The organism is Pseudomonas taiwanensis (assembly GCF_013393345.1).
GTDB classification, from domain to species: Bacteria; Pseudomonadota; Gammaproteobacteria; order Pseudomonadales; family Pseudomonadaceae; genus Metapseudomonas; species Metapseudomonas resinovorans_C.
The window spans coordinates 1-20191 of sequence record NZ_QJRF01000033.1 but is presented as its reverse complement, the minus strand read 5'-3'; the positions used below and the strand labels follow the sequence as shown (position 1 = coordinate 20191).

General features: G+C 64.7%; 25 protein-coding genes and 1 riboswitch. Of the genes, 7 read left to right on the top strand and 18 right to left on the bottom strand.

Annotated elements, in window-relative coordinates; all coding sequences use genetic code 11:
* Window positions 1-40: 40 nt before the first annotated feature.
* Window positions 41-409, top strand: a complete 369-nt coding sequence (locus DM872_RS03790; protein WP_179058204.1) for an endonuclease domain-containing protein — start codon at window positions 41-43, stop codon at window positions 407-409.
* Between the two features lie 101 nt (window positions 410-510).
* Here the strand turns inward: DM872_RS03790 and DM872_RS03785 are convergent, their stop codons facing one another.
* From DM872_RS03785 to btuB, 11 genes are all read right to left on the bottom strand, one after another.
* A complete protein-coding gene (locus DM872_RS03785; RefSeq protein ID WP_179058203.1) occupies window positions 511-1245 on the bottom strand; it encodes an adenosylcobinamide-GDP ribazoletransferase in 735 nt (244 codons plus the stop codon).
* A complete protein-coding gene (gene cobC, locus DM872_RS03780) occupies window positions 1242-1808 on the bottom strand; it encodes an alpha-ribazole phosphatase family protein (protein WP_179058202.1) in 567 nt (188 codons plus the stop codon). Before cobC ends, DM872_RS03785 begins: the two co-directional genes overlap by 4 nt.
* The gene (gene cobT, locus DM872_RS03775) at window positions 1805-2860 is read right to left on the bottom strand and encodes a nicotinate-nucleotide--dimethylbenzimidazole phosphoribosyltransferase (protein WP_179058313.1); all 1056 of its coding nucleotides are present in this window, start codon (window positions 2858-2860) and stop codon (window positions 1805-1807) included. The genes cobC and cobT overlap by 4 nt, the downstream gene beginning before the upstream one ends.
* Entirely contained in the window at window positions 2860-3381 is a 522-nt protein-coding gene (cobU, locus tag DM872_RS03770) for a bifunctional adenosylcobinamide kinase/adenosylcobinamide-phosphate guanylyltransferase (RefSeq protein ID WP_179058201.1), read from the bottom strand. The genes cobT and cobU overlap by 1 nt, the downstream gene beginning before the upstream one ends.
* Window positions 3382-3468: 87 nt before the next feature.
* Entirely contained in the window at window positions 3469-4926 is a 1458-nt protein-coding gene (locus DM872_RS03765; RefSeq protein WP_179058200.1) for a cobyric acid synthase, read from the bottom strand.
* Window positions 4923-5915, bottom strand: a complete 993-nt coding sequence (cobD, locus tag DM872_RS03760; RefSeq protein WP_179058199.1) for a threonine-phosphate decarboxylase CobD — start codon at window positions 5913-5915, stop codon at window positions 4923-4925. Before cobD ends, DM872_RS03765 begins: the two co-directional genes overlap by 4 nt.
* Complete coding sequence (cbiB, locus tag DM872_RS03755; protein WP_179058198.1) at window positions 5908-6831, bottom strand: adenosylcobinamide-phosphate synthase CbiB; 924 nt, start codon at window positions 6829-6831, stop codon at window positions 5908-5910. Before cbiB ends, cobD begins: the two co-directional genes overlap by 8 nt.
* The gene (gene bluB / locus DM872_RS03750) at window positions 6813-7463 is read right to left on the bottom strand and encodes a 5,6-dimethylbenzimidazole synthase (protein WP_179058197.1); all 651 of its coding nucleotides are present in this window, start codon (window positions 7461-7463) and stop codon (window positions 6813-6815) included. The genes cbiB and bluB overlap by 19 nt, the downstream gene beginning before the upstream one ends.
* Window positions 7460-8749 carry a cobyrinate a,c-diamide synthase gene (locus tag DM872_RS03745; RefSeq protein WP_179058196.1) on the bottom strand — a complete coding sequence of 430 codons (1290 nt, stop codon included), beginning with the start codon at window positions 8747-8749 and terminating at the stop codon, window positions 7460-7462. The genes bluB and DM872_RS03745 overlap by 4 nt, the downstream gene beginning before the upstream one ends.
* Complete coding sequence (gene cobO, locus DM872_RS03740) at window positions 8749-9360, bottom strand: cob(I)yrinic acid a,c-diamide adenosyltransferase (RefSeq protein WP_179058195.1); 612 nt, start codon at window positions 9358-9360, stop codon at window positions 8749-8751. Before cobO ends, DM872_RS03745 begins: the two co-directional genes overlap by 1 nt.
* 13 nt (window positions 9361-9373) lie before the next feature.
* Window positions 9374-11242: a TonB-dependent vitamin B12 receptor gene (btuB, locus tag DM872_RS03735; RefSeq protein WP_373273677.1), complete on the bottom strand. Its 1869-nt coding sequence runs from the start codon at window positions 11240-11242 to the stop codon at window positions 9374-9376.
* A gap of 70 nt (window positions 11243-11312) precedes the next feature.
* Window positions 11313-11526: riboswitch (cobalamin riboswitch) on the bottom strand.
* A gap of 261 nt (window positions 11527-11787) precedes the next feature.
* Here btuB and DM872_RS03730 point away from each other — a divergent pair.
* Window positions 11788-12075 carry a type II toxin-antitoxin system Phd/YefM family antitoxin gene (locus DM872_RS03730; RefSeq protein WP_077524985.1) on the top strand — a complete coding sequence of 96 codons (288 nt, stop codon included), beginning with the start codon at window positions 11788-11790 and terminating at the stop codon, window positions 12073-12075.
* Window positions 12059-12400: a type II toxin-antitoxin system RelE/ParE family toxin gene (locus DM872_RS03725; RefSeq protein WP_179058193.1), complete on the top strand. Its 342-nt coding sequence runs from the start codon at window positions 12059-12061 to the stop codon at window positions 12398-12400. Before DM872_RS03730 ends, DM872_RS03725 begins: the two co-directional genes overlap by 17 nt.
* A gap of 79 nt (window positions 12401-12479) precedes the next feature.
* Here the strand turns inward: DM872_RS03725 and DM872_RS03720 are convergent, their stop codons facing one another.
* The 7 genes from DM872_RS03720 to ttcA form a co-directional block, all read right to left on the bottom strand.
* Entirely contained in the window at window positions 12480-12800 is a 321-nt protein-coding gene (locus DM872_RS03720) for a hypothetical protein (protein WP_179058192.1), read from the bottom strand.
* A gap of 4 nt (window positions 12801-12804) precedes the next feature.
* Window positions 12805-13455, bottom strand: coding sequence for an O-methyltransferase (locus DM872_RS03715; RefSeq protein WP_179058191.1), 651 nt, complete (start codon window positions 13453-13455; stop codon window positions 12805-12807).
* A 7-nt stretch (window positions 13456-13462) separates the two neighbouring features.
* Window positions 13463-13990 carry a C40 family peptidase gene (locus DM872_RS03710; protein WP_179058190.1) on the bottom strand — a complete coding sequence of 176 codons (528 nt, stop codon included), beginning with the start codon at window positions 13988-13990 and terminating at the stop codon, window positions 13463-13465.
* A gap of 206 nt (window positions 13991-14196) precedes the next feature.
* Window positions 14197-14817, bottom strand: a complete 621-nt coding sequence (locus DM872_RS03705) for a C40 family peptidase (protein ID WP_179058189.1) — start codon at window positions 14815-14817, stop codon at window positions 14197-14199.
* Window positions 14818-14886: 69 nt separating this feature from the next.
* Window positions 14887-15651, bottom strand: coding sequence for an NAD-dependent deacylase (locus DM872_RS03700; RefSeq protein WP_179058188.1), 765 nt, complete (start codon window positions 15649-15651; stop codon window positions 14887-14889).
* 42 nt (window positions 15652-15693) lie between these two features.
* Window positions 15694-16365 carry a DNA-3-methyladenine glycosylase I gene (locus tag DM872_RS03695; protein ID WP_179058187.1) on the bottom strand — a complete coding sequence of 224 codons (672 nt, stop codon included), beginning with the start codon at window positions 16363-16365 and terminating at the stop codon, window positions 15694-15696.
* An 89-nt stretch (window positions 16366-16454) separates the two neighbouring features.
* Window positions 16455-17279, bottom strand: coding sequence for a tRNA 2-thiocytidine(32) synthetase TtcA (gene ttcA, locus DM872_RS03690; RefSeq protein WP_077524992.1), 825 nt, complete (start codon window positions 17277-17279; stop codon window positions 16455-16457).
* Between the two features lie 100 nt (window positions 17280-17379).
* Here ttcA and DM872_RS03685 point away from each other — a divergent pair, with 100 nt between their 5' ends.
* The 4 genes from DM872_RS03685 (at window position 17380) to DM872_RS03670 (ending at window position 20076) form a co-directional block, all read left to right on the top strand.
* Complete coding sequence (locus DM872_RS03685; protein WP_179058186.1) at window positions 17380-17979, top strand: DNA-J related domain-containing protein; 600 nt, start codon at window positions 17380-17382, stop codon at window positions 17977-17979.
* Window positions 17980-18134: 155 nt separating this feature from the next.
* The gene (locus DM872_RS03680) at window positions 18135-18734 is read left to right on the top strand and encodes a Yip1 family protein (protein WP_077524994.1); all 600 of its coding nucleotides are present in this window, start codon (window positions 18135-18137) and stop codon (window positions 18732-18734) included.
* Window positions 18735-18897: 163 nt separating this feature from the next.
* Window positions 18898-19515 (top strand): Yip1 family protein, encoded by a 618-nt coding sequence (locus DM872_RS03675; protein WP_179058185.1) that lies wholly within the window; start codon window positions 18898-18900, stop codon window positions 19513-19515.
* Between the two features lie 69 nt (window positions 19516-19584).
* Window positions 19585-20076 carry a SprT family zinc-dependent metalloprotease gene (locus DM872_RS03670; protein ID WP_179058184.1) on the top strand — a complete coding sequence of 164 codons (492 nt, stop codon included), beginning with the start codon at window positions 19585-19587 and terminating at the stop codon, window positions 20074-20076.
* Window positions 20077-20191 lie beyond the last annotated feature (115 nt).

Sequence of the window (20191 nt, the reverse complement as noted above, 5' to 3'; positions counted from 1 at the left end):
CCTCAGACAATCGAGCCTTTCCAGCACGACAGGGATGATCATGGAAAGGCTCAAGTTTGCGCGACAGCTTCGGGTGGGGCAGACGGATGCGGAGCAACGGCTATGGCGGCATCTGCGCAATCGCCAGCTATCCGGCTTGAAATTCCGCCGGCAGCAACCGCTGGGCCCCTACTTTGCCGACTTCTATTGCCATGACTGCAAACTGGTCATTGAAGTCGACGGTGGCCAACATCTGGAGAGTGCCGTAGATGCCATACGGGATGCCTGGCTCAAGGCTAGCGGTTACCGCGTGTTGCGTTTCTGGAACCACGACGTTTTGCAACAGACGGACGCGGTGTTTGAAGCGATCTACCAGGCCACACGCTCTGCACCCTCACCCCCGGCCCCTCTCCCAGGGGGCGAGGGGTGACGCGGCTGAAAGTGCAGAGCACCAGGGAGGTCAGAAGCTATGGCCAAGCACGATCGGGTTCCCCTCTCCCTCCGGGAGAGGGGCTAGGGGTGAGGGAACCTTCAGGTCAGCGCAATCGCCACCCCCACCAACACCCCCGCCTCCACCAACTCCACCAGCGCCCCTGCCGTATCCCCGGTCGTCCCACCCAGCCGCTGCATGAACCGCCCACGCAACCAACCGAACAGCACCAGCGTCACCACCAGGGCAATCCACGCAGCCCAGCCCAGCAACAGCATCACCACCGCCTGCCCACCCAACCACACGGGTAACTCCCGCCGCGGCAGGTGTTCGGCAATCGCCTGCCCCAGGCCGCCAGGACGCACGTAGGGGGTGGTGAGGAATAGCAGCGGCAACATCCCGCGCGCCAGCCAGGGCGCCAGCAGCAGGGGCAGCAAATGTCCGGCGTCCAACAGCGTTACCAGCGCGGCGAACTTCAGTAGCAGCACCACCACCAGCACCACGACGGCGATGGGACCGCTGCGCGGGTCCTTCATGATCGTCAGGGTACGTTCGCGGTCGCCGTAGCCACCGACCCAGGCATCAGCCGTGTCCGCCAGTCCGTCCAGATGCAGCCCCCCCGACAAGCCGACCCAGAGCGCCAGCAACAGGGCGGCTGACAATAGCGGCGGACGCCCGTCCAGCAGCCAAGCGCCACCCAGTAGCAGTGCGCCGATCAACAGGCCGACCAGCGGATACCAGAGCAACGAGCGGCCGATCTGCTCCGGCTCGGGCATGCCCGGCAGGCGCACCGGCAGGCGGGTGAGAAATTGCAGGGCGATCAGCAGGGGCGTCATGGACGCTCCCGCAGGCCATGTTCGTCGAAGGTCAGGCGGAACAGTTCGCCATGAGCCACTTCCACTTGCATCAAACCGGTACGCGGCAATTGCCGGGCGCGGGCCACCAGGATGCGGATCACTCCACCGTGGGTGACCAGCAGCACGCGCTTTCCGGCGAAGCGCTCCAGCAGGCGCTCGCCCGCAGCCAGCACCCGCGCCTCGAAGTCCAGCAGGGTTTCGCCTTCCGGCGGGGTGAAGCTGTAGGGATCGTTCCAGAACAGACCGAGGCCTTCGGCGTGATCCTCCATCAACTCGGCCGCGCTGCGGCCTTCCCACTGGCCGAAGTGCAGTTCGCGGAGATCGGCGTCGAAATGCAGGGGCAGGTCTAGTTGCTGCTCCAGTTCGCGGGCGAACGCAGCGCAGCGCTGCAGGGGCGAACTCACCAGCACGTCCCAGGGCCCTGCTGCGACGACACCCGCGCGCATCTGCGCCCAACCGGTATCGGTCAGGGCGTCGTCTAGGCTGCCGCGAAAGCCGCCGCCGCGTTCAGTTTCACCGTGACGAAGGAGGTCGAGCTTCATTCCGGCCGGTCCGAAACCGACGCTTCAGCGAAGGTCGCCATGCCGCCATGGAGTTCACAGGCCAGGCGCAACAGCGGCAGTGCGATGGCGGCACCGCTGCCCTCCCCGAGGCGCAGGCCGAGGTCCAGCAGCGGTTGCGCCTCCAGCGCCTCGAGCACCGCAACGTGGCCCGGCTCGGCGGAGCGATGGGAGAACAACAGCCACTCGCGGCAGGCCGGATTCAGGCGCACAGCACAAAGCGCCGCCACGCTGCAGATGAAGCCATCCACCAGCGCCGGCAGGCCCAGTTGAGCACAGGCCAGGTAGGCGCCTGTCAGCGCCGCCACCTCGAAACCACCCAGGCGGCGCAGGGTTTCCTGCGGGCTGTCGCAGCCATCGCAATGCAACGCCAGGGCGTGTTCGATGACCTGAATCTTGTGGGCTACGCCCTTGCCGTCGAGGCCGGTACCGGGGCCAGCCAGCGCAGTGGCCGGCAGCCCCAACAGGGCACAGGCCAGGGCGCTGGCAGTGGTGGTGTTGCCGATGCCCATTTCCCCGCCGACGTAGAGATCGGCGCCAGCGCCCAGGGCACGCTCGACACTCGAACGGCCGGCTTGCAGGGCGATCAGGCACTGGGCGGAGGTCATCGCCGGTTCGCGGGCGAAGTTCGCCGTGCCGGCCCCGACATGCAGGTGCAGTACGCCCGGCAGCGGTTCGAGCGGGAGCGCAGTACCCAGGTCTACGACTTCCAGGGTTGCGCCGAGACTCTTCGCCAGCACGCTGATGGCCGCCCCGCCACGGACGAAGTTCCGCAGCATCTCGCCAGTCACTGCCTGTGGATAGGCGGACACGCCCTCCTCCACCACGCCATGGTCACCGGCGAACACCGCGAACCAGGGGCGATCGATGCACGGCCGCTCGCGCCCCTGCTGGGCGGCGAGGGTAATGGCCAGGTCTTCCAACTGGCCGAGGGCGCCACGGGGCTTGGTCAGTTGGTCCTGGCGGGCCTGAGCCTTGGCGCGGGCGATGGGATCGAGGGGCTGGCAAGGGGCCTGCCACCAGTGCAACGGAATCATAGGGAGTCTCCCTTGAGGATCATGGGCAGCCCGGCGACGGTGAAGATCACCCGTTCGCTGCGTTCGGCCAGGGCCTGGTGGAGCCAGCCGGCCTCGTCGACATAGCGGCGGGTCAGCTCGCCCAGGGGCACGACGCCCAGGCCGGTTTCATTGCTCACCAGCAGGACGCGGCCAGGCAGCGCGGCGATACAAGCGAGCAGAGCCTCGCGTTCTTCGTCCAGCCGCGCCGGGTCGTCCAGCATCAGCAGATTGGTCAGCCAGAGGGTCAGGCAGTCCACCAGCAGGCAGGTATCGGCGGCAGCGTTCTCGCGCAGTACGCGGGCGAGTGCCAGCGGTTCTTCCACCAGGCCCCAATGTTCCGGGCGGCGGGCACGGTGATGGGCTACCCGGGCGCTCATCTCGCCGTCCAGCGGCTGGCTGGTGGCGATGTAGATGACCTTGAGGCCACTTTCAGCGGCGAGCTTCTCCGCCAACCGGCTCTTGCCGGAGCGGGCACCGCCGAGGATGAGTTCAGGCATCGGTAAACCTCGTGGGTTGTAGGGCACGTCCGTAGGAGCCAGCTTGCTGGCGAATGGTGGTCCGAAGGTTCGCCAGCAAGCTGGCTCCTACAGAGAGAGTCCGCACAGTGATCGCAGCCTCCCGGTATCCAGGTGCTGTTCCACCTGGTCGGCCAGACGGTCGATATCGCGTTCGCGCAGCGCGTTGTAGTCCACCGTTTGGACAGCGGATAGACCGGCCCAACGGAGTATGACGGTGCTGGCGGCGGAGGATTCGAACAGACCGTGCAGGTAGGTGCCCATGACCTGGCCGTCGGCACTGCAGGCGCCATCGGTGCGACCGCCGTCCAGCGCGACCATGGGCGCTTCGAGGCCAATCCCGGTGGTGACGCCGGCGTGAATTTCGTAGCCGCTCACCGCCGCGTCTTCCAACAGCAGATGCCCGGCGACATTGCGCAGCTGCTTCTCCGGCTCCAGCACCGTGTCGATGTCCAGCAGGCCAAGACCGGCGCTCTCCCCTGCCGGCCCTTCCAGGGCGTGGGGGTCGGCGATGGTGCGACCGAGCATCTGGAAGCCGCCGCAAATACCCAACACCTTGCCGCCATAGCGCAGATGACGTTGCAGCGCCTGGTCCCAGCCGTGCTCGCGCAGCCGTGCGAGGTCGGCACGCACGCTCTTCGAGCCGGGCAGGATGATCAGGTCCGCTGGTGGAATGGGCTGGCCAGGGCCGACGAAGGTGAGCTGTACCTGTGGGTGCAAGCGCAGCGGATCGAAGTCCGTGTGGTTGCTGATGCGCGGCAGCACCGGCACCGCCACCCGCAGCACATCGCCCGTCTTGGCGGACTGGCGCTGGTCGATGGCGTCTTCGGCTTCCAGGTGGAAGTCGGTGAGATAAGGCAGCACGCCGAGCACTGGCTTGCCGGTGCGCTGTTCCAGCCAGTCGAGACCCGGCTCGAGCAGGGCGATATCGCCCCGGAAACGGTTGATGACGAAGCCCTTCACCCGTGCCTGTTCGCTTTCCGACAGCAGCGCCAGGGTGCCCACCAGATGGGCGAACACACCACCGCGATCGATGTCGGCCACCAGGATCACCGGGCAGTCCACCGCTTCGGCGAAGCCCATGTTGGCGATGTCGTTAGCACGCAGATTGATCTCAGCCGGGGAGCCGGCCCCCTCGACCATCACCACAGAATACTGGCCAAGCAGGCGCTGATGGGACTCCAGCACTGCCGCCATCGCGACCTTCTTGTAGTCGTGATAGGCGACGGCATTCATGCTGGTGACGGCGCGACCGTGGATGATCACCTGGGCACCGATATCCGTATTGGGCTTGAGCAGCACCGGGTTCATGTCGGTATGCGGCGCCAATCCGCAAGCCTGGGCCTGCACGGCCTGTGCACGGCCGATTTCGCCACCGTCGGCGGTCACCGCGCTGTTCAGCGCCATGTTCTGCGGTTTGAAGGGCACGACTGCGACGCCCTGGCGCTTGAGCCAGCGGCACAGGGCCGTTACCAGCGTGCTCTTGCCGGCATCGGACGTGGTGCCCTGCACCATCAGGGTGGTCATGGGCGCTCCTTGGAAAAGTCGATCAGGGCCCGGCCCAGGCGCGCCCAGCCGGCTTCGTCCGGCGGAAGGCCGAAACGCAGGCTGGGTGGCGAGGTGAATAACCGGGTAAGGATGCCGCGAGCGGCGAGGAATTCGTGCAGAGCCTGGGCGTCATCGCGGACCAGGCGCTGGAACAGGGCAGTGCCGCCAGCGGGAGGCAGGCCACAATCACGCAGCAGCGCTTCCAGGCGCTGACCATCGCGCAGCAGGGATTGCCGTTGGGACAGTTGCCCCGCTTCATCCTGCAAGAGCGCCTTGGCCAGGGCCCGTGCCGGGCCGCTGACGGTCCAGGGGCCGAGCCATTCGCTGAGCCGATCCAGCAGCGAAGCTTCGGCCAGGACGAAACCCAGGCGGATTCCCGCCAGGCCGAAGAACTTGCCGAAGGAACGCAGCACCACCAGCCCCGGCAACGGGCAATGGCTCGCCAGGCTTTGTTGCGGCGTGCAGTCCATGAAGGCTTCGTCCACCAACAACCAGCCGCCCCGCTCGGCAAGGCGCGCGCGCCAGGCCAGTAGGGTTTGCGGCGTCAGTTCCTGGCCGGTGGGATTGTTCGGGTTGACCACCAGCAGCACATCGAAACGCTCCAGCTCGCGCTCCGCGGTCTGCGCATCCAGCTCCTCCAGTTCATGACCTTCGCGGCGCCAGGCATGGGCGTGCTCGGCATAGCAGGGCGAGATCACCCCAACCCGGCTGCGCTCGCGGAGGCGCGGCAAGGCCTGGATCGCCGCCTGGGAACCGGCCACCGGCAGCAGTGACTGGCAGCCGTAGTAGCGCCGCGCTGCGTCTTCCAGACCGTCATCCAGTTCGGGCAGGCGCGCCCAGGCCGCAGCGGGAATGGCCGGCAGCTCCCAGCCGTAAGGTGCGATGCCGGTAGAAAGGTCGAGCCAGTCGGCCTCGGCAATGCCATAACGCCGCGCCGCTGCGCGCAGCCGTCCGCCATGTTCAAGCAAGGAGCCAGCCTCCAATGATCAGCACCACCAGCCAGAGCATCACGCCCTGGCGCACCAGGTCCATGGCGCGGTGAATGTCCTCGGCACAGGCTTGCGGACCTTCGCCCAGCACCGGGCGCTCATGTCGTTCGCCGTGATACACCGCCGGTCCACCCAGGGCCACGCCCAGGGCACCGGCGCCGGCAGCCATCACCGGACCGGCGTTGGGGCTGTCCCAACGGGGTGCCTGTCGGCGCCAGCAGCGCAAGGCCAGCGCGGTCTTGCCGAGCAGTGCATAGGTCAGGGCCACCAGCCGCGCCGGGATGTAATTGAGTACGTCGTCGATGCGAGCCGCGGCCCAGCCGAAGCGTTCGAAGCGTTCGTTGCGGTAGCCCCACATGGCGTCCAGGGTGTTGGACAGGCGATAGAGCACCACGCCCGGCGCACCGGCGACCGCGAACCAGAACAGCGCGGCGAACACCGCATCACTGCCGTTCTCCAGCACCGATTCGGTGGCGGCACGGGCCACGGCGGAATCGTCCAGCTCACCGGTTTCGCGGCTGACCATATAGCCCACGCGCTTGCGCGCTTCCGGCAGGTCGCTGGCCTGCAGTGCACTGGCCACCGGCTCGGCATGCTCGTTGAGGCTGCGCAGGCCAATGGCGGCATACAGCGCGATCACACCCACCAGCCACCCCACATAGGGCAGTTCCGCGAGCAGCCAGGCACCGAAGGTAAGCGGCATCACCGCCAGCACCCAGGCCGTGACGCCGTGGCTGCGCCAACCCCGTCCGCCGGGATTGAAACGGCGCTCCAGGCGATTGGCGAATTTGCCGAAGGCCACCAGCGGGTGCCAGCCCTTCGGCTCACCGAACAGGGCATCCAGCGCAACGGCGCCGAGGGTCAGGAATCCAAGACTCAAGGTTGCTGCCCCCATTGGTTTTCGAATACCAGCTCGGCCAGTGGCCGCGGCTCGGCCCAGCCCTCCAGCGCGAGCATGGGGGCCGGATAGAACGCGTTCACCGGACCCAGGCAGAGCACAGCAACAGGCTTGCTCCCCTCCGGCATGCCCAGCAGTTCCGCCAGGGCTGTCGGATCGAACAGCGACACCCAGCCCATTCCCAGGCCTTCGGCACGGGCCGCCAGCCAGAGGTTCTGGATGGCGCAGGAAAGCGAGGCGAGGTCCATTTCCGGCAGGGTGCGGCGGCCGAAGACATGGGCGTCGCGCCCCTCCATCAGAGCCGCCACCAGCAGCTCGGCGCAGTCGCGGATGCCTTCCACCTTGAGTCGCATGAACTCATCGGAGCGTTCGCCCAGGGCTTCGGCGGTACGCACACGCTCCGCTTCCACCAGGGCATGTACGCGCTCGCGCAGCTCGCCCGAGCTGATGCGGATGAATCGCCAGGGCTGCATCAGGCCGACGCTGGGGGCCTGATGGGCCGCCTCCAGCAAACGCGACAGCAGTTCGGGCGCCACTTCACCGCCGTTGAAGTGGCGCATGTCGCGGCGCTCAGCGATGGCGCGATAGACCGCCGCGCGCTCCTCCGGGCTGAAGGCATGTTCGCTCATGGTCGGAACAGCTCCGCTGCCACCCGAGGGTTGGACGGCAGGTAGAAGTGAATGTAGGAGGCCGTCAGCCTTGCGCTACGGAATACGGCTTCAGCCACCGGTTTGTCATTCGGGCAGAGGCCGCGAACCAGCGGTTCCACGGCGGAATCCAGCAACGAATGGTGGAAGGTATGACCCCGCAGATTGCCTTCCGGCAGCGGTGCTTCCTGCAGGGCCAGCGCCGCCAGGCGCTTCTGCATGGTGGCGCGGCCGGAGAGCAGGCCAACCAGTTCAGCGCTTTCTCCGCTCGCGTCGGTCAGGGCGTCGAGCAGGTAGAGCATGCCGCCGCACTCGGCGAGGATCGGCTTACCGGCTTCATGGTGCGCACGGATCGCCTCGGCCATGGCACGGTTCCTCTCCAGCTGGCGCAGATGCAGCTCGGGATAGCCGCCCGGCAGGTAGAGGCTGTCCACCTCGGGCAGGCATTCATCGGCCAGCGGCGAGAAGAACACCAGTTCGGCCCCCAGCCGCTGCAGCAGGTCGAGGTTGGCCTGGTAGATAAAAGCGAACGAGGTATCCCGTGCGACGCCGATGCGCACATCCGCCAATTCGTTGCCCAGCGACTGCTGCTCGGGCGCGGCGAAGCTCACGGCTGGCGGCAGCGCCACTTCTGCACTGGCGGCAAGGGCATCGGCGGCGGCATTGAGGCGTGCATCCAGATCGGCCAGCTCATCGGCCTGAACCAGTCCCAGGTGGCGGCTCGGCAGCTCCACCTCGGCGCTGCGCGGCAGGGCGCCGTACCAGCGAATCCAGTCCGGCAGGCTGTCGCGGATCAGGTCGCTGTGACGCTGGCTGCCAATACGATTACCGAGCACGCCGGCAAAGGGCAGGTCCGGCTGGTAAGTGGCCAGGCCCACCGCCAGGGCGCCGAAGGTCTGCGCCATGGCGGCGCCATTGATCACGCCGAGCACCGGCACGCCAAAGTGGCGCGCCAGGTCGGCGGCCGAGGGCGAGCCGTCAAACAGGCCCATCACCCCCTCGATGAGGATCAGGTCAGCCTCCCCCGCCGCTTCCCAGAGCAGGCGGCGACTTTCCGCCTCGCCCACCATCCACAGGTCCAACTGGTAGACCGGTGCGCCGGACGCCCGGGCGAGGATCATGGGGTCGAGAAAGTCAGGTCCGCACTTGAACACCCGCACACGCTTGCCCTGGCGGGCGTGCAGACGAGCGAGCGCCGCGGTGACGGTGGTCTTGCCCTGACCGGAGGCGGGGGCGGCGATCAGCAGTGCGGGGCAGGAGCGCGACATCAGAACTCCACGCCCTTCTGGGCTTTCACACCGGACTTGAAGGCGTGCTTGACCATGGCCATCTCGGTGACGGTGTCGGCGGCGTCGATCAGGCCCTGGGGCGCACCACGGCCGGTGGCGACCACGTGCTGGTGCTCGGGGCGGGATTCGATGTCACGCAGCACGTCGCCCAGTTCCAGGTAGCCGTGCTTGAGGGCGATGTTCAGTTCGTCGAGTACCACCAGCCCAATCTGCGGATCGTCCAGCAGGCCACGGGCGATGGCCCAGGCAGCGCGCGCTTTCTCGATGTCACGTTGGCGGTCCTGGGTGTCCCAGGTGTAGCCCTCGCCCATCACGTGGTAGCTGACCTCTTCCGGGAAACGGCGGAAGAAGTTCTCTTCGCCGGTGGACATGCCGCCCTTGATGAACTGCACCACGCCCACCTTGAAGCCGTGGCCGAGGGCTCGGGCGACCATGCCGAACGCCGAACTGCTCTTGCCCTTGCCATTGCCGGTATGCACCAGCAGCAGGCCGTACTCGTCCTGGGCCTGGGCGATCTTCTCGTCGACCACGGCTTTCTTGCGTTGCATGCGGGCCTTGTGGCGGGCGTCGCGATCTGCGGATTCGGTCATCAGATGTTCCTCGTCACAGTGCCTGGTAACGGACGGTGAAAAACACTGCCTGCCCCGGCTGGTTGTAGTCCAGTGCGGTTTCGTAGTCGGCATCCAGCAGGTTGGTCACCTTGGCCTGCAGGCGCCACTCCTCGGTCAGCCAGTATTCACCGCGCAGGTCCACCGAGGCATAGCCGGCGACACGCTCGCGGTTGGCCAGGTCGTTGTAGCTGCGCCCTTCGGCATGCAGGGTGGCGCCAATGCCGAAGCGACCCAGGCGACGGTCCAGATCGAGGTTGAAGACTTCCCGCGCGCGACGCGGCAGATCGTTGCCCGAATTGGCGCTCGACTCACGGTTCTCCGGATCGAGGAAGGTCGCGTTGGCGTTCCAGTCCCAACCCAGCCACTGGCTGCCCACTACCAGCTCAAGGCCGTCGATGCGTGCCTTGCCGATGTTGTTGGGGCCGCCGTAAGGGCCAAGGCTGGAGTCGTAGGCGATCAGGTCGTCCACATGGGTGCGATAGGCATTGATGGACCAACGACCCCAGCCATGCTGACCGGCAAGGCCGGTCTCGAAGCTTTCCGAAGTTTCCGCATCCAGGTCGGGATTACCGTAGCCCGGGTAGTAAAGCTCGTTGAAGCTGGGCGCCTTGAAGGCGGTGCCGTAGCTCACGCTGAAGCGCACCGCGTCGGTCAACGCGTAGCCCCAGGCGGCATTGCCGGTGTCGTGGGTGCCGAATTGTTCGTTGTCGTCGCGACGCAGGCTGAGCTGCCAGTCCTGACGACCGTACTCGCCCAGGTACTGGGCGAACCAGCCCTTGTTCAGGCGCGAGTCCTTGTCGAAGTCGGTGGAACTGCTGATCTGGTCGCGCTGCCAGTCGTAGCCCAGGGTCAGCACGTGCCCCTCGGCCAGGGTCAGGTCGTTGAGCCAGGAAGCACTGTCGCGCTTGGAATTGAAACGCGCATCGAAGACACCGTCGGTTTCGCTGGTGGTCTTGTCTTCACTACGGCCCGCCTGCAGGGTCACGTCCCAGATTTCCGCAGGGCTGAAACGCGCGCGGCCACCCAGCAACTCCTGGCGGTTGTCGGCATTGGCGCTGTGCCCGCCCAGGGGGTGGAAATAGCCGAACTGGTCGATGTCGTCGTAGTCGTTGTGGGCCTTTGCGCGCATCAGCGTGCCATCGAGTTCCAGGCCGTTCTCGAAGCGATAGCCCGCGCGCAGGCTGCCGGAAAGATTGCGGTAGCCGTCCGCATCGGGCTCGTAGTAGTCGCTTCCCTGCCGGCGAGAATTGATGCCGTCGGTGTCCTGGCTGCTGACGCCGAGGTTGTACCAGCCCTTGTCGTCACCACCGGAAACGCCGGCGCTGCCTTCATAGCTGTCATGGGTGCCGTAACCAGCGGAGAACCAGGGTTTGGCTCCATCCTTTCCGCCCTTGCGGGTGAATATCTGAATGACGCCGCCGATGGCTTCCGAGCCGTACAGGCTGGAGCGCGGGCCGCGAACCACTTCAATGCGTTCGATCAGCTCAACCGGCAGATCCTGGAAGGCCGTGATGCCGGCGCTCACCGAACCCACCTTGATGCCATCGATCAACACCAGAACGTGGTCGGACTCGCTGCCGCGCAGGAAAACGGTGGTGTTCTTGCCCGGACCACCGTTGTTGCTGAGGGTCACCCCCGGCACTTTTTGCAGAAGCTCAGGCACCGAACGCGCCTGGCTGCGCTCGATCTCTTCACGGTCAATGACCGTGCTGGCGGCCAGGCTCGCGCGCACCGGCCGCTCACTGCGGGTTGCGGTGACCACCTGCTCGTCCAGCGTCAGGGGCGCTGCGACCAGGAAAGGAGAAATGGAAGAACTGCCGAGCAGCGCAAGCGCCGCCGGCCTGATGAAAGGCTTGCGAATCAAGGTTTGGATCTCCGTCGTGCCACCCGCGCGACATCTCTAGGGGGAACTGCATGCGGAAGGCTCCGCGATGCCCTGTTTGCTACAGGCCGGTCTCCGGGCTTGCGAGTGGAGCCGAAGCTCCCGTGCCGCGCCTTCCCATGCCTGGGGCACAGTGGCCGATTGCGGCGTTCTACTCGCCTACCGTTGCGGGGGCAGCGCCGGATTCTTCATAGGAATGGACCGGCTTCCCTGTTTCACCCCGTAGTCCAGAACCACGGGGCACCTGAGGCAGCGGCGAAGGTTAGAGGGTGCGCGGGGTAGCGTCAAATCGGACGCCAACCGTGGGTCAGGCAAATTCGCTGCGAATCGGACCGGTAGGGTGGAAGTCGCTTTTTACTTCCACCAGGGTATCGGCATGGCTCTCAACGCAGTCGGCAAGATTGGCTCGAGCTCGCCGATTGTCGCCAGTTCTTATTCAGACTATAAATAGACCACCCCACTTGTTCTCTTCGGGGGCGCTTCATTCGGCCGGAATGCGGCGTCCTCACCACCCGGGAGATGCCATGAAAATCCAGACCATCAGCTACCTGAAGCAGCATGCTGCCTCGCTGGACCTCAGCGAGCCCATGGTGATCACCCAAAATGGTGTGCCGGCCTACGTGGTCGAGTCCTACGCCGAGCGCCAGCGCCGCGACGAAGCGCTTGCGCTGATCAAATTGCTGTCCTTCGCTGACCGCGATGCAGCCGAAGGCCGACTCATCTCGGGTGACACCCTGCTGGAACGACTCAAGCAGCGCAGCCCCACTGCCCAAGGAAGATCGGGAGACGCCCAGGATGAGCAGAACGATTGAGATCGCTTACGCCTCGACAGCCGAAGAAAGCTTGATTGCCCAGATCCACCACCTCACGCCCTACCACGGTCCCGAACAAGCGCAAGCGCAACTGATCGAGTTGGTCAGGAGCGCAGAAAAGCGTTTGAAGTCACATCCACTGGCCGCTCCAGTGTGCGAGCAGGCCGCGCTTCTCGGCATTCGCCACTACCGGGAGCTGCATATCGGCGAGTACCGAATCCTCTATCACTATTTTGAGCCCGAGGCGCGAGTGGTGGTGGCACTTTTCCTGCGCCAGCGGCAAAGCATCGAGGAACAGCTCATCAACTATTGCCTGATGCGCTGACGCCATCGCGAGGAAATGATGCGGATGGCGCTGCGCTGGAGAGTTCCGCCGCCACATCCCGCAGAATCACCGCCGCCGCTCAATGCCTCGGGTTGAAGCCCGCCGGCTTGCCGGCCAGCCAGTCGACGAAGGTACGCATGCGCTCGTCGCCCAACAGCGCTTCGCGGCTATTGAAGGTCAACGCCAGCTCCTTCTCGCTGAACAGTCTATGGATCTGGTTATGGCAAGGACGGCAGACCCAGAGGGTGGCGGTGATGCGCTCGCTTTTCACGAAGCGCTTCTGCACGTAAGGCTTGTCGTGCAGGGCTTTGGGGATCAGATGGTGGCGGGTCAGCGGCGAGTGCCGACCGCAGAGTTCGCAGGCATCGGGCTGGGGCGGCAGGCGGATCGGTTCAGGCATGCTTTCAACGCTTGCGGCAGAGGGTCAGGCCATCTCCCACGGGCAGCAGCGACAGGTCGACGCGCGGATCGGCTTTCAGGGCGAGATTAAGCGCCTGGATGGCACGGGTGTCGGCGTCGTCCGACTCGGTTTCCAGCACGCGGCCACTCCAGAGCACATTGTCGAAGAGCACCAGCCCACCCTGTCGCGCCAGGCGCAGGGCTTCCTCCAGATAGGCGGGATAGTTGCTCTTGTCGGCATCAATGAAGATCAGGTCGAAGCTACCGTCTTCCAGGCAAGCCAGCGTATCCAGCGCTGGCGCGAGGCGCAGCTCGATGCGCCCAGCAAGGCCGGCTTCCTGCCAGTAGCGAAGGGCGACGGCGTTGTAGTCGCCCGGCAGGTCACAGCAGATCATCCGGCCGTCAGCCGGGATCTCGGCCGCCATGCACAGGGCGCTGTAGCCGGTGAAGGTACCGACTTCGAGGATGCGACGGGCGCCGGTGAGCTTCACCAGCAATGCCATGAACTGGCCCTGCTCCGGCGCGATCTGCCAGCGCGCCATGGGCAAGAAAGCGGTTTCCGCCCGCAGGCGTTCCAGCAGCGGTGACTCCCGCAGCGAAACCTCGAGGAGATAGCCGTAGAGGGCGTCATCGAGGTTCAGCGTGCGGTTGGTCATGAGTGCCTCAGTGGGATTGCGCCAGGCGTGGGTCGAAGATTACGCGCTTGGCGCTGAGATAGCTGCGTTGCCAGTAGCTGTTCGACAGGCTGTCGAGGCGCACCGTTCCGCCAGTGCGTGGCGCATGGACGAAGCGGCCTTCGCCCACATAAATGCCGGCATGGCTGACCTGCGCGCCGCCATTGGTGGCGAAGAACACCAGGTCGCCGCTTTGCAGGGCATTGAGGCCGATGCTGGGCGCGCGCATGGCGATCAGTTCGCGCGTGGAGCGTGGCAGGCTGATGCCCGCAGCATCGCGATAGACATAGCCGATAAGGCCACTGCAGTCGAAACCGCTGTCCGGGGTATTGCCGCCCCAGCGATAAGGCGTACCCACCAGGCCGAGGGCGCGGAACAGCACATCTTCAGCCGCTGGGGAGAACTGCTGGGAAGGCGCAGTGACAACAGGTGGGGAATAAGGCGGAGGCGCCTTGCTCGCGCAAGCGGTGAGCAGCGAGGCCAGGGCAAGGATGGCGAGGCGGTTCGGTGCGAGCATGGCAAGTCAGTCCTGACTTGAGGAGTGCACGCTAATTTGCTGATCTCACAATGATATTGCAAGCGAAAGCTACACGCCCGGACAGAAAAAGTTCCCTGACCATCTGCAGAATCCGGTGTTTTTTGCGTTCAAGAAAGCCTCGGGCATAAAAAAACCGAGGCGGCCACTCAGGGCCGCCTCGGCTTTTCGACTCGAATCCAGCTGAATCAGCGATGCAGCGGGTGGCGAGTCGGGGTGTTCATGGCCAGGACGCGCTTGGCTTCCATGTAGCTGGCCTTCCAGTAGCGGTCGTCGAGGCTGTCGACGCGCACACCGCCGCTGCGGCTGCTGCTGGAGTGAATGAACTGGTCGTCGCCAATATAGATGCCGGCGTGACTGACGCGGCCGCGGCCACGGTTGTTGAAGAACACGATGTCGCCGGGCTGCAGTTCGCTGCGGGCGATCACCGGGGCATCCAGGTTGATCATCTCGCGAGTAGAACGCGGCAGCTGGATGCCGGCCTCTTCCTTGAACAGGTAGCCGACGAAGCCACTGCAATCGAAGCCGGTCTTCAGGGAACGGCCACCGAAGCGGTACGGGGTACCCACCAGCTCGAAACCACGCTCCAGCAGACCGTCGGAGAGGGACGGCATCTGGTAGGGCTCATCGTCGGTGAGGTTCGCCAGATCCAGGGCGGTAGGCTCGCGGTCAGCCAGCAGCGAATCGGGCATGCCGTCGGCTACGGGAGCTTGCGTTTGGGTCTGGGATTGCTGCTGCACATTGCCTGCGCAAGCGGCGAGAAACAGGGCGAAGGTGAGAGGCACGAGGGGTGCGAAGCGCTTCAGCATGGGCACGACCGTGTCGGACAGTTTTTGATGAAGGCGCGACTATGCCCTCTATCAAACCCATTTGCAAATTTAATCGCCTGAAATGTGACTCAGCAGTCCCTGCAAAACATCTAAGGCCTTTCCTCTGAGGTGGACATCGACGACGGGGCTGAGGTCGGTGAGCGCCGGATTGATCTCCACGGTGAAACCGCCTGCTTGGCGGGTGCGGAGGACGGGCTCGATGATGTAAGGAAAGCTCGCCGTGGTTCCCACCGAGATCACCGCATCGAATCCGTTGCGCAGCTCGGCGTAGAGGCTGTCGATGGCTTGCTCTGGGAGCATTTCTTCGAACAGCACCACGGGTGGGCGGAGAATACCACCACATTCATGGCATTTGGGAGGCATTTCCCCTGCCAGATGTCGGGCGAGGTCGGGACTTTCCGCGCCACAGGACTGGCAGAAAAGCGGCGACAGCTCGCCGTGGATCTCGATCAGTCGTTCTCGCGGTGAGCCGGCCTGGCGATGGTAGCCATCGATGTTCTGGGTCAGCACCCAGCACTCGGGCTTGATCTTCTGCAGCTGAGCGATGGCTTCGTGACCGGCATTGGGTCGGGCGCCCAGGCAAGCGCGACCGAGCTGGGCGAGGTACTTCCAGCACAGCGCGGGGTTACGTCGCAGCATCGGCCCGGAGAGTGCTTCCTCTATAGGCAGCCCTTCCTCCGTCACACCGTTGTAGAGACCGCCCAGCCCCCGATAGGTAGGCAAGCTGGAGTCCGCCGACAATCCCGCCCCGGTAATCACCAGGATTCGCTCGGCCGCCTTGATGGCTGCGGCTACACGCTGGATATCCGACATGCTCCCCTCCTCTGCCCACCGACGCCGGGTGTCTCCCGCGGCTCAGTGATTGACGGTGTGGGCCAGCATCATGGAAAGCTGGCACAGCGGCCGGCCACTCTCGGCATGCCACTGGTTGAACGCGGCCTGCACCTGCGCCAGGTCTTTCTGGCTGGAGGGGGCCTTGTCGATGATGTCCTGGGCCTTGAGGGCCGCGACCATATCATCCGTGGGGATGAAGGTGTCCTTGCCGACCATCCGCAGGAAGCGCGGCGCCGACAGTCCGCCCAACTGGTTGCCGTGCTTGGCCAGGTATTTCCACAGGCCAACGATATCAGTCACCGGCCAGTCGGCGATCAGGGCACCGAAGCTGCCCTTTTCCCGCGCCACGTCCAGCACGAACTGGGCATTGCGCGGCACACTCTTGAGCTTGCCGAGATGGCGAATGAGGCGGGTGTCCTGCATTAGCCGCTCCAGATGCTCAGCCCCCATCAGCACCACTTTATGCGGATCGAAGCCGAAGAAGGCCTCTTCGAACGCCGGCCACTTGGCATCCACCAGACTGTGTTTGAGGCCGGCACGAAAGACGCGCAACGCCATCAGCGACAAGTAGCGGTCGTCACTGAGTGCACGCAGCTCGGCTTCGCCGCGCGGCTGCGGTAGGCGCTCTTCCAGGGCTTCGGCCGAGCCGAAGCGGTTCAGGCAGTATTCGTGGAGCCAGCGGTAATCGCGCATAGGGAGTCCTTTCGATGCGGAACGGTTCCCTGCAGGAGCCAGCTTGCTGGCGAACCTTCGCGAGCAAGCTCGCTCCTACAGGGGCACGGTCAGATGTTGACCACGTCCAGGGTGCGCGGTGCTGCGGTTTCGTCGATGCGCAGATTGACGAAGTCGAACAGGTTACGGTCCGCCAGTTGCGACGGCACCACGTTCTGCAGGGCCCGGAACATGATCTCGGTGCGGCCCGGCGACTTGCGCTCCCACTCGTTGAGCATCTCCTTGACCACCTGGCGCTGCAGATTCTCCTGGGAACCGCAGAGGTTGCACGGGATGATCGGGAATTCCTTGAGAATGGAGTACGCCTCGATATCGGCTTCGTTGCAGTAGGCCAGCGGGCGGATCACCACGTTGCGGCCGTCGTCGGCGCGCAGCTTCGGCGGCATGGCCTTGAGGGTGCCGCCGTAGAACATATTGAGGAAGAAGGTTTCCAGGATGTCGTCGCGGTGGTGCCCCAGGGCCATCTTGGTCGCGCCGATCTCGTCGGCGAAGGTATAGAGGGTGCCACGACGCAGGCGCGAGCAGAGCGAGCAGGTGGTCTTGCCTTCCGGGATCTTCTCCTTCACCACCGAATAGGTGTCCTTTTCGATGATGTGGTACTGCACGCCGATGGATTCCAGATAGGCCGGCAGGACGTGCTCGGGGAAACCAGGCTGCTTCTGGTCCATGTTCACCGCCACGATCTCGAACTTGATCGGCGCGACCTTCTGCAGGTAAAGCAGCACGTCCAGCATGGTGTAGCTGTCCTTGCCGCCGGACAGGCAGACCATGACCTTGTCGCCATCCTCGATCATGTTGAAGTCGGTGATGGCTTCGCCGGCCAGGCGGCGGATGCGTTTCTGCAGTTTGTTCTGGTTGACCGAAAGGGTGCCCATGGTGCTCTGAAATCCGGGAGGAATGCGAAAAGCTGGCTATTTTACGCACAAAGCGAGCGCGGCCCCAGCCCCATCATCGGCCTGTGCTAGGCTCCGCCGGATGAACAGTGACCTCGACCCCGCCCTGGACCTCAGCGACCAGCTCCTCGAACTCTTGCGCGGGGCTCCCGAAGGGCTGAGCGAGTACCAACTGATCCAGGCCCTCAAGGCCCGCCACTCCACCCACATCCCGCACCTGGAACTCACCGACAAGCTGGTGCTGTTCCGCACGCACTTCCTGGTCTTCAACGCGCTCTACCGCCTGCGTGACGCTTTGAATGGTACTGGCGAGGCGCAGTTGGCCATCAGCCCACTCTGCGTGCAGCTGCTGCCCTATGCAGCGGGCACCGCCGCCGCCCTCAGCGAGCTGGACCCGCTGCGCGACTATTACCTGGACCTGAGCAATCTGCGCGATACCACGGAAGAAGACGTGGAAAAGCTGCTGGCCAGCTTCTGGACGCGTATGCAGGGCAGCGAAGAAAAGCTCGCGGCGCTGGAACTGTTCGGCCTGCACAGCGGCAGCCAGCCGCTCAGCCTCGCGGTGATCAAGCAGCGCTACCGCCAACTGGTGAGCCAGCATCACCCGGATCGGGGCGGCAGCACCTCGCGCTTGCAATCGATCAACAAGGCCATGGAAATACTTCAACGCTATTACAGCTGACACTGAATCTTCGATTCGCTCTAAGGCGTCGGCGAATCGCCTGCCTATACTGCGACATAAGGTCGCATAGGTCGGCCGGGCACCGGTCAGCGTTGTCCATGCGCTGCCGGCGCTTCGCTGGGGGGCGACCTCATAATAATGAGGAGGTGTTCAGCATGATCCACCACGTTTGGGGGCTCTTCACCCATCCCGATCAAGAGTGGCAAGAGATCCGTGGCGAAGACGAAAGCGTCGGCCACATGTATCTCACCCACGTCCTGATCCTTGCTGCAATTCCCGTAATTTCTGCCTATATCGGCACAACCCAGGTCGGCTGGGTACTGGGCAAGGGCGATCCTGTGATGCTCACCCAGGCCAGCGCGATGCAGATGTCCATCATGTCCTACCTGGCGATGCTGGCCGGCGTGGCGGTGATGGGTGGTTTCATCCACTGGATGGCGCGCACCTACGACGCCAATCCGAGCATCACCGAGTGCATCGTCTTCGCCGCCTACTGCGCGACCCCGCTGTTCATTGGCGGCCTCGCGGCACTCTACCCGCACCTCTGGTTCGGCGCGACGGTGGGCACCTTGGCCATCTGCTACACGGTCTACCTACTGTATGTGGGCATACCGACGTTCATGAACATTCCCAAGGACGAAGGCTTCCTGTTCTCCAGCTCGGTGCTGGCGGTTGGCCTGGTGGTGCTGGTGGCGATGATCGCCTCTGCCGTGATCCTCTGGGGCTTCGGCCTGGGACCGGTGTACACCAGCTGATGCTTTCCTGATGCAGACAAGGCCGCCCATGGGCGGCCTTTTTCATGGGCAGATGACCGTTCGGCCAGAAACCTGAAACCCCGCTTGTGACTCCTCTCTATATGCACAGGGCCTGCGCGGCCAGGCGCAGGTAATCCAAAGCGTCCTGTGCAAGGAGACCGCCATGACTCCCCACTTCGTGAACCTCTTCACCCAGCCCCTGCGCGCCTGGGATGAAATCCGCGACGAGGAACGCCAGAACAGCCTCCACTACCTCGGCCACCTGCTGCTGCTCGCCCTGATTCCAGCGTTCAGCCTCTACGTCGGCACCACCGAAGTCGGCTGGAGCCTGGCCCGTGACGAAGTGGTGCGACTGCAGCCGGACAGTGCCTTGCAACTCGCCATCGGCCTCTACCTCACTTCGGTGATTGGCGTGGTGCTGATGGGCTCGTTCGTACGCTGGATGTCGCGCACGTTCGAGGTTCGACCGAACTTCAACCAGTGCGTCGGCTTCGTCGCCTACGTGGCCACGCCGCTGTTCATCGCCGGCCTCGCCAGCCTCTATCCGAGCCGCTGGCTGGCGCTCCTGGTGCTGGGGCTGGCCTGTGCCTACTCCACGGTGCTGCTCTATGTGGGCGTGCCGATCTTCATGCGCATGAAGCGCGAGCAGAGCATGCTCTATGCCACCTCCATCTGGGCTGTGGGCTTGCTGGTGCTGGTGACGTTGCTGGTGTCGGTGATTCTCCATTGGCAGTTCTACATGACGCCCGAGTACCAGGAGATCACCCACGTAGTGAGATAACCGCCCAGCCGAACGGCGATTCGGGCAGCGGCTGCTTTGCGGCATAATTCCGCGCCAACGGAGTGCCCTATGCCCGAGCAGCTACTTGCCCGCGTCGAAGCTTGCTACCTGCAGGCCGAAGACTTTTTCAAATGCCGCTTTCCCCGTCCCGAAGTGAGCTTCAAGCTGCGCGGGCAGAAAGCCGGCGTCGCCCATCTGGATGAGAACAAGCTGCGCTTCAACCCGCAGCTGTACCGCGAGAACCAGGAAGACTTCCTGCGCCAGACCGTCGCCCACGAGGTGGCGCACCTGGTCGCCCATCAACTGTTCGGCCCGCGCATCCAGCCCCACGGCGAGGAATGGCAGCTGATCATGCGCGGCGTCTACGAACTGCCACCCAATCGCTGCCACACCTATGAAGTGAACCGGCGCAAGGTGACGCGCTACCTGTACCGCTGCGCCTGCCCCGACGGCCATCCCTTCTCCGCCCAGCGTCACGCCCTGGTGGCACGCGGGCGCCGCTATTACTGCCGGCGCTGCCGGGTGACGCTGGTGTTCAGCGGGGAACAGAGCCAGGTGTAGCGCCGCTTTTCTGTGGGGGCGAATTCATTCGCTAAGGACCGCGTAGCGGCCCCACGAACCTTCTAAGGGCAGGCCTTCGGCCTGCTTTAGCGAATAAATTCGCCCCCACAAGGTT